Here is a 7,080-nt window from a genome sequence, read left to right as displayed (position 1 = left end):
CGCCGCAGCCGCCGGCATCGCTGCGCGTGACGACCGTGACGCCGCTGTCGCTCTGGCTGTTCGGTGCGGCGCCGGCGCCGCGCGCCGGCCTCGAGATCGAGCTGATCGTCGTCGATGCGGATGGCCGTCCGACGACGAACGCAGTCGTACAGCCGCGCCGGCTGCGAACCGACGCGAGCGGTTTCGCGGCGCCGATCACATTCCTCGCCGCCGAGGCCGGCGAATACCTCGTCCGCGCCCGTATCGCCGACGGCCCGCGCACGATCGAGGCCCACAGTCCGCGCCTGATCGCCTCGCCGCCGCCGGCGCGCTGAGAGGTCGCGCGCCGCGCGGCCACTTGAAACCTGTCGCACACCTGCAGCGCGCCGAGGATGCCGCCATGCGTCAGACGAGCACCGACCCCGGCATCGGCCGCCAACTTCCGTCGCGGCCGTTCACGCTTATACTCGGGCACAGGTACACGTGTGAGGAGCGGCGCGTGTCGACCGCCGGAATGTCCGTGGAGCAACCTGCGTCGTCGCGCGAACTCGCCGACCGCATCCGAGCCGGCGATGCGCGGGCCGAGCGCGAACTCTATCTGCGCTACGCGCGCGGCCTGCGCTTCCTCGTGCGCCAGCGCGACAATGACGACCAGCTCGCCCAGGACGTCGTGCAGGACTGCTTCCGGATCGCGCTGCCGCAACTGCGCAGCGGCCGGCTTGAAAATCCCGACGCGATCGCAGGCTTCCTGCGCAGCATCACGCTGAACCTGCTGTCGGAATACCAGCGCGCGGGACGCCGCCGTCCGGAGGACGACTTCGACGAGGACGCGGGCGACCTGCCGGTCGACGACAGCGCCGGCCCGCTCGAAGTCACGACGCGCAGCGAACGCCGCACGCTGATCCGCGCGCTCATCGCCGAGCTGCCGGTCGAGCGCGACCGGCAACTGCTCTGGCGCTACTACGTGCTCGATCAGGACAAGCCCGCACTCTGCACTGCGCTCGGCCTGACGCCGGCGCACTTCGACCGCGTGCTGCATCGCGCGAAGAACCGGTTCCGCGAGCTCGCCACGGCGCGCGGACTGGCCCGACCCATGGACGAATCATGATGCCGAACGCCACCGACGCCATTCCGCTGCTCGCCGCACTGCTCGCGCAGCCGGCCGAACGGCAGCGCCTGATCGCGCGCTACCTGCGCGGCGACATGGACGCGGGCATGCTCGCCGCGTTCGAGGAACGATTGCTCGACGACGCCGGCCTGCTCGACGAGGTCGAAACCGAAAAGGTGCTGCGGCAGGGACTGCGCGAATCGCCGCAGGCACTCGCCGCAACGACGACGCACCGCTGGCAGCTGCCGCTGAGCATCGCCGCGAGCGGCCTGTTCGGCGCGCTGCTCACCTACGCGCTGATGTCTGCGCCGCCAGCCGCACCGGGCGCACAACGCATCGCCGTCGCGCAGCTGCCCGCGACGCGCGGCGACGCGATTCCCGCCGACGCCGAAATCACGCTCGACGCGAGCGCGCGCCAGATCGTGCTGCGCGTTCCCGCGACCAACGAAGCCGGCCCGTTCCGCCTGCGCATCCGCGACGGCGCGACGCTGCTCGGCAGCTTCGACGACCTCAAGCCCGACGACAGCGGCCAGTTCGACGTACTCGTCGCGCTGCCGACCCCCGCAACGACACGGCTCACGCTCGACCTCGAAGCCTGGCGCGACGGCAGCTGGCGCCAGCGCCCGACGCGCACCTTGCAGCTGCGCAGACCGTAGTCGGATTGAGCCGCTGGCGAAGCCCAACGTCACGGTGATTCCGCGACGAAGAACCCGTGGCGAAGGAGAACGCTTGAAGCATCGTTTCAACGACAGGGCAAGCGATTCCTCCGCCAGACGTCCGCCGGAAACGACACCGCGATGCCGGGGTTCGCCCGTCGGGCCCACCGCCGGGCAACGCGCCGCCTATTTCTCGAACGCCGCGAAACCGGCCCAATAGTACGGATGCGCCGTGCGGCTGCGCTGCGCGAGCGCGTTCTGCGCGGCGGCGACGGCCGCGGCGGGTTCCGCGCCGTTGGCGAGTGCGTCGTAGAACGTGCGCATGAACGCGGTGCCGATCTCGTCGTCGACGCTCCACAGCGGCGCGACGACATGCTCCGCGCCGGCGACGAGCAGCGCATGCGCGAGACTCGCGCCGGTGCTGCCGGATTTCGAACTGCCGCTCGCGGTGTCGCAGGCGCCGAGCACGACGAGGCGCGCGCGCACGTCGGCCAGCATCAGATCGTGAAAGCTCACGACGTCGAGTCCGCGTTCGGCGTCGTCGGCCGCGACGAGCAGCGCGCTCAGGCCGGGCTCGTCGCGGCTCGCGAATCCATGTGTCGCAAAATGAACAATGCCGCCTTCGCGCGCGAGCGCCGCCAGCGTCCGGCGGCGCGTGAACGCGGTGCCGAGCCAGACCTCGGCCGGCCCATCGGGCCAGTTCGCCGCGATCGTGCGCGCTTCGAGGCGGCTGCCCGGCAGTCGCGGCAGGCTCGCGGCGCTGCGCGCCGCCGCCGAAGCGGCATCGACAGTGGGATCGGCGAAGGCCTGCAACGGCAGGCCGCGGCAGCAGGCCGGCGCTTCCGGCGCGCCCAGATCATCGATGCGTATCACTGCCGGAATCGCCGCGGCCGAGCCGCCCAGCAGCAAGGCCGGCGGCAGTTCCGCGAGCGGCCCGTCCGCAAGCAGGTAGTGGCGCGCGCCGTCGGCGACGCGCACGCCGTCGAATCCGGCGGCGGTTCGCACGGCTTGCGCAGCGACTGTGGTCGCACCGTCGCCGTGCGCCCGGTCCTGCACCGCGTGCAGCAGCGCCGCCGCCGCATCGCGCAGCTCGACCGCCGTACCGGCGGCCTGCTCGGCGAGACCGTCGCGGCGCAGCGTCCAGGTGAACACGCGACGCTCGCCGACGAAGCTGACGACGAGTGCATCGCCGTCGCGCAGCTGCTGCTGCCACGCGCGCAGCAGCGCGGGCGCATCGGCGACGCGCGGGCCGGCCTGGGTGCGCGCGTCGATCTGCTGCGCGCGCGCGAACAGGCCGGGCGCGGCCGAGACTTCGACGACGCTCTCGCGCTCGCGTATGCCCCAGCGCTCGCGCACGCGGTCGTTGACCTGCGCGAGCAGCGCGGTCTGTTCGGGCGTCGCGGCGAGCAGGGCCCGCTCGCCGCGGCGGGCCGCGAGATGCAGCGCGGCGATTTCGCCGAAGCGCGCGACGGCGGCCGCCGGCTCATCCGCGCGCGACAGGTCGAGCAGCCGTTCCAGGCTGCGCCGCGCCTGCGCGAGATAGCTCGTGCGATGCAGCGGATAGCTCTGCAGACTCGCGACGCGCAAGGCGCGCTGCACCGCAGTTTCGTAGTGGCGCCGTGCGGCGGCCCGTTCGCCGCGCCGCTCCGATATCTGCGCCTGCAGCGCGTCGAGATCGGCGAGGCCGAGCACGTCGTCGGCGCGCTGCGCCGCGCGGCGCGCCTGCTGCACGCCGGCTTGCGCCGCCGGCAGCGCGTCGCGCGCGAGCGCACGGCGCGCGAGCGCGATCGTCAGGCGCTGCCGCTGCACATAGGACGGCGCGTCGCCGAGCGCGCTCTGCGCGGCAGCGATCGCCTCGTCCAGCGGCACCGAAGCGCCGTCGGTCAGCGCGATTTCCGCGCGCAGCAGATGCAGCTCCGCCGCGGCCCCCTGTCCCGCCTTGCCCGCTTCGACGATCGCGAGCGCCCGCGCGATCGTCGAAGCGGTCTGCTCGGGCAGCTCCGCATTGCGTTCGGCATCGGCGAGATTGCGCAGTGCGAACACGGCGTTGTTCCAGTAGCCGCCGCGCTCGTAGGCCCGTGCCGCTTCGCCGAGGAACTGCCGCGCGCGCGCAAAATCGCGCAGCAGCAGATACGCGATGCCGAGCTGCTGCAGCGCGTTGGCGCGATACAGCGGATCCTGCAGCCGTTCGGCCAGGCTCAGTCCTTCGAGGTAGAACCGGATCGCCGCGTCGAGGCGTCCGCGCGCGCGCGCGACATCGCCGGCGACGAGTTCCGCGATCAGCTGCGGGCGCACGAAGCCGCCGGCACGCGCCTGCGCGAGCGCCGCCTGCACGTCGGCATCGGCTTCGTCGTAGCGGCCGAGCCGCTCGTAGGCATTGGCGCGGTTCGCACGGCTCAGCGCGGCTTCGGAAGGATTCGCCGCGGCGGTATGCAACGCGATCGCGTCGTCGAAACAGCGCACGGCCTCGCGCAGCCGCAGCAGATGCCGCACCGTGAGGCACAGGTCGTTCGTGACGTTGCCGACCAGCGTCGGATCGGCCCGCACGACCGCCTCCCCGCGCAGCGCGCGAAACGCGCGCTCGGCACCGACCAGATCGCCTTCGCGGCGCAGTTGCTGCGCCGCGCGATGCCGCGCGATCGCGCTTCTCAGGCGGTCGCCGATGTCGCGCCAGGCCTCGGCCGCAGCGACCGCATCCGCACGCGCATCCGCGGGCCGGCTCATGCGCGTGTACGCGAATCCGCGCGACTGCAGCGCCTGCGCGGCGAGCCAGGGCCAGCGCCGGCGCACGGCATCGCTGCGGCCGACGACGACCAGCGCGCTCAGCGTCGCCACCGCCTGCGCGCGCGCGAGGTTGCGGCTCTCCGCCTCGAGGCCGCCGTCTTCCGCGCGCGCCGAATCGGCTGCGGCACGCGCCAGTAGCCGCAGCGGCGCGAAATCCCAGCGCGTTTCGGTACACAGCAGCTGCAGGCGGACGCGTGCGCGCGACGTGCCCGGCACGACGGCGACTATCGACCACTGCGCATTCGCGTCGCCGTCGCTTTCGGCCGCCTGCCACGCACGGCCGCTCGGCGCCAGATCCCAGTCGCGCGACGTGGTGCCGAGCATTCGGCGGATCGTCACGTCGACGCCGAGTTCCTCGACGAGCAGCACGCCCGGGACGGCCGGCAGCGCGAGCTTCGCCGGCACGGCCAGATCGGACTCCGCCGCCGGCTCGTCGCAACGGATCGCCATATCCAGCGCGGTACCCCGCGCCGGTGCCGCAGCGCAACCGCATGCGACCACGAGACCGCGCAGCAGGCAGCGAAAGCGGCAAAGGAATGACGTGGCGCGCATGCCGCCACTTGTACCAAGTTGATGCGTACGACAACAGCCGGTCAAGACTGTTGCCGCATCCCACCCGAACTACCCGGAACCGAGGATTCCGCACAATCGGGTTCGAAGCGCGAAGCGGGAGCAAACCTCCCGCCCCTCGCTTCCACGTCCTTTTCCTCGCTTACGGATACTGTTCCTGCTTCTTCATCTTCTTGTGCTCGTCCCATTCGCCGCGCGACACCTTGCCGTCGCCGTTCGTGTCGACCTGGGCCAAGGTCACGTTCTGCGTCGTCGTACCGCGCTTGAACTCGTCCTTGTCGAGCATGCCGTTGCCGTCGCTGTCGACCTGATTGAACACCGGGATGTGTTCGCCGGTCGGCGTCTCGTCGCGGCTCAGCGGTTTGTTCTCGTTAGGCGCGGCGAATGCCGGCGCCGCCGCGAACAGCGCGGCAACGGCAAGCGCGAGCAGGGTCTTCGTCGTATGCATGAGTCTCTCCTTGCGGGTGATGACGCCATAGCGGCGAGACCCGTCAGCAGGATGCGTGCCGTGCGCGGACCTGCGCGCACGCGCGCAATTGCATCGACGCACCGTGCACGATAAGCGGTCTCCGGCAGCGCGCATGCAGGCTGCAACAGCGTGCGCGGCCGTGACGCGGCGCGAAATTGCTACAGCCGATTGCAGATATTTCCGTCCGTTCCGTCCCGATCGCACGCCGGCGCAGCAGGCACTGCAGCCTGGCAACGCGATGTCCGCGCACGTCGTATACAAGTGGCACGCGTGGCATATGTCTTGCTCCGACCGAGCGTCGCTTCAGTGGCGGCGCGATAAAAATCCGATCAGGAGAGAACCCATGCAACGATACGATCGCGAGCGCGAACTGCGCTCCTTCCGCGGACGCGACAACGAGTCGCGCATGTACGACCCGCGCGGCAACTACCGCAACGAGGAACGCTGGCAGTCGCAGGCGCAGCCGCAATGGCGCGACGAGGAAGGACCGAGTGCGAGCTATGCCGATCAGGGCGACTGGCGCGAGTCCTATACCGGCTACGACGACGGGGAAGGCTATCGCTCGGACTTCGCCCAGCAGCGCTACGGCCGCGGCCAGAACGTCGGCTTCGGCCGCGACTACGACGAACGCAGTCACGGACCGCGCGGCAGCTACGGCGCCGGCCGCGATTACGGCAGCGGCAGCGGCCAGTACGGCAGTTCACCTTATGAAGGCGGCCGTCCGCTCTACGGCGAAAATTCGCGCGGCGGCTGGTCGAACGACTCGATCCGGCAGGGCTATTCGAGTCCGCGTTCGTCCTACCAGGGCGGTCAGCGGCAAGGCCAGCGCAACTACGGATACGGTCCGTCGCAGGACTACGGCCGGGATCTCGGTCCGTCCTACGCGCGCAACGAACCGGCTTACGGCCGTCAGACCGGCGGCGCCTGGCGCGACTACGACGACAGCGGCCAGGGCTATGTCGGCGGCTACGGCAGCGATCTCGGCTACGGCGGCCAGCGCGAACGCAACACGAGCTACGGCCAGACGGGTTACGGCCAGCGCGACGACAGCCTCTACGGCGGCGGCAATCGCTTCGCCCAGGGCGGCGCGTATGCGGGCGATCGCTATGCGCAGGGCGCGAACTACGGCACCGGCCGCGAAAGCAGCTACGGCCGCGGCTATGACGAACTGCAGAACCAGCGCGGGCGCGGACCGAAGAACTACATGCGCTCCGACGAGCGCATCAAGGAAGACCTGAGCGAGCGACTCTCCGACGATCCGATGATCGACGCGGGCGACATCAACGTCGACGTGAAGAACGGCGTCGTGACGCTGAGCGGCAGCGTGGATGCGCGTCACCTCAAGCACCGCGTCGAGGATATCGCCGACAACTGCGGCGGCGTCAAGGACGTGGAGAACAAGCTCACGATACGCAAGGCCGGCACCGGCCAGAACCTGTCGGGTTCGCCAGGCGGCGGCAGCACGAGCGCCGGCTCGCGCAGCGACGAGAGCGGCAAGAAGCACTAGACGCGAC

Annotated in this window: 6 protein-coding genes; 4 read left to right on the top strand and 2 right to left on the bottom strand. The window is 70.8% G+C overall.

Annotated elements, in window-relative coordinates; all coding sequences use genetic code 11:
* The 3 genes from VLF18_RS21165 to VLF18_RS21155 form a co-directional block, all read left to right on the top strand.
* Positions 1–314 (top strand): hypothetical protein (locus VLF18_RS21165; RefSeq protein WP_325281615.1); only part of this gene is annotated, 314 nt, incomplete at its 5' end.
* A gap of 185 nt (positions 315–499) precedes the next feature.
* Complete coding sequence (locus VLF18_RS21160; RefSeq protein ID WP_325281614.1) at positions 500–1,087, top strand: sigma-70 family RNA polymerase sigma factor; 588 nt, start codon at positions 500–502, stop codon at positions 1,085–1,087.
* A complete protein-coding gene (locus VLF18_RS21155; RefSeq protein ID WP_325281613.1) occupies positions 1,084–1,743 on the top strand; it encodes a hypothetical protein in 660 nt (219 codons plus the stop codon). Before VLF18_RS21160 ends, VLF18_RS21155 begins: the two co-directional genes overlap by 4 nt.
* Positions 1,744–1,929: 186 nt before the next feature.
* Here the strand turns inward: VLF18_RS21155 and VLF18_RS21150 are convergent, their stop codons facing one another.
* Together VLF18_RS21150 and VLF18_RS21145 are read right to left on the bottom strand one after the other, a co-directional pair.
* Entirely contained in the window at positions 1,930–4,977 is a 3,048-nt protein-coding gene (locus tag VLF18_RS21150) for a CHAT domain-containing tetratricopeptide repeat protein (protein WP_325281612.1), read from the bottom strand.
* Positions 4,978–5,239: 262 nt separating this feature from the next.
* Positions 5,240–5,545 (bottom strand): hypothetical protein, encoded by a 306-nt coding sequence (locus VLF18_RS21145; protein WP_325281611.1) that lies wholly within the window; start codon positions 5,543–5,545, stop codon positions 5,240–5,242.
* Between the two features lie 364 nt (positions 5,546–5,909).
* On the opposite strand from VLF18_RS21145, the gene VLF18_RS21140 reads away from it, so the two are divergent.
* Positions 5,910–7,073, top strand: a complete 1,164-nt coding sequence (locus VLF18_RS21140) for a BON domain-containing protein (protein ID WP_325281610.1) — start codon at positions 5,910–5,912, stop codon at positions 7,071–7,073.
* The last annotated feature ends 7 nt before the right edge of the window (positions 7,074–7,080 follow it).

Origin of the sequence: Tahibacter sp., from assembly GCF_035481375.1 — a bacterium.
GTDB lineage: Bacteria > Pseudomonadota > Gammaproteobacteria > Xanthomonadales > Rhodanobacteraceae > Tahibacter.
This window is presented reverse-complemented; position numbering and strand designations above follow the sequence as displayed.

Bases quoted from the DNA above. Each gene is read 5' to 3' on its own strand.
- VLF18_RS21155 (WP_325281613.1), top strand. From the start codon at position 1,084: ATGATGCCGAACGCCACCGACGCCATTCCGCTGCTCGCCGCACTGCTC.
- VLF18_RS21140 (WP_325281610.1), top strand. From the start codon at position 5,910: ATGCAACGATACGATCGCGAGCGCGAACTGCGCTCCTTCCGCGGACGC.
- VLF18_RS21150 (WP_325281612.1), bottom strand. From the start codon at position 4,977: ATGGCGATCCGTTGCGACGAGCCGGCGGCGGAGTCCGATCTGGCCGTG.
- VLF18_RS21145 (WP_325281611.1), bottom strand. From the start codon at position 5,545: ATGCATACGACGAAGACCCTGCTCGCGCTTGCCGTTGCCGCGCTGTTC.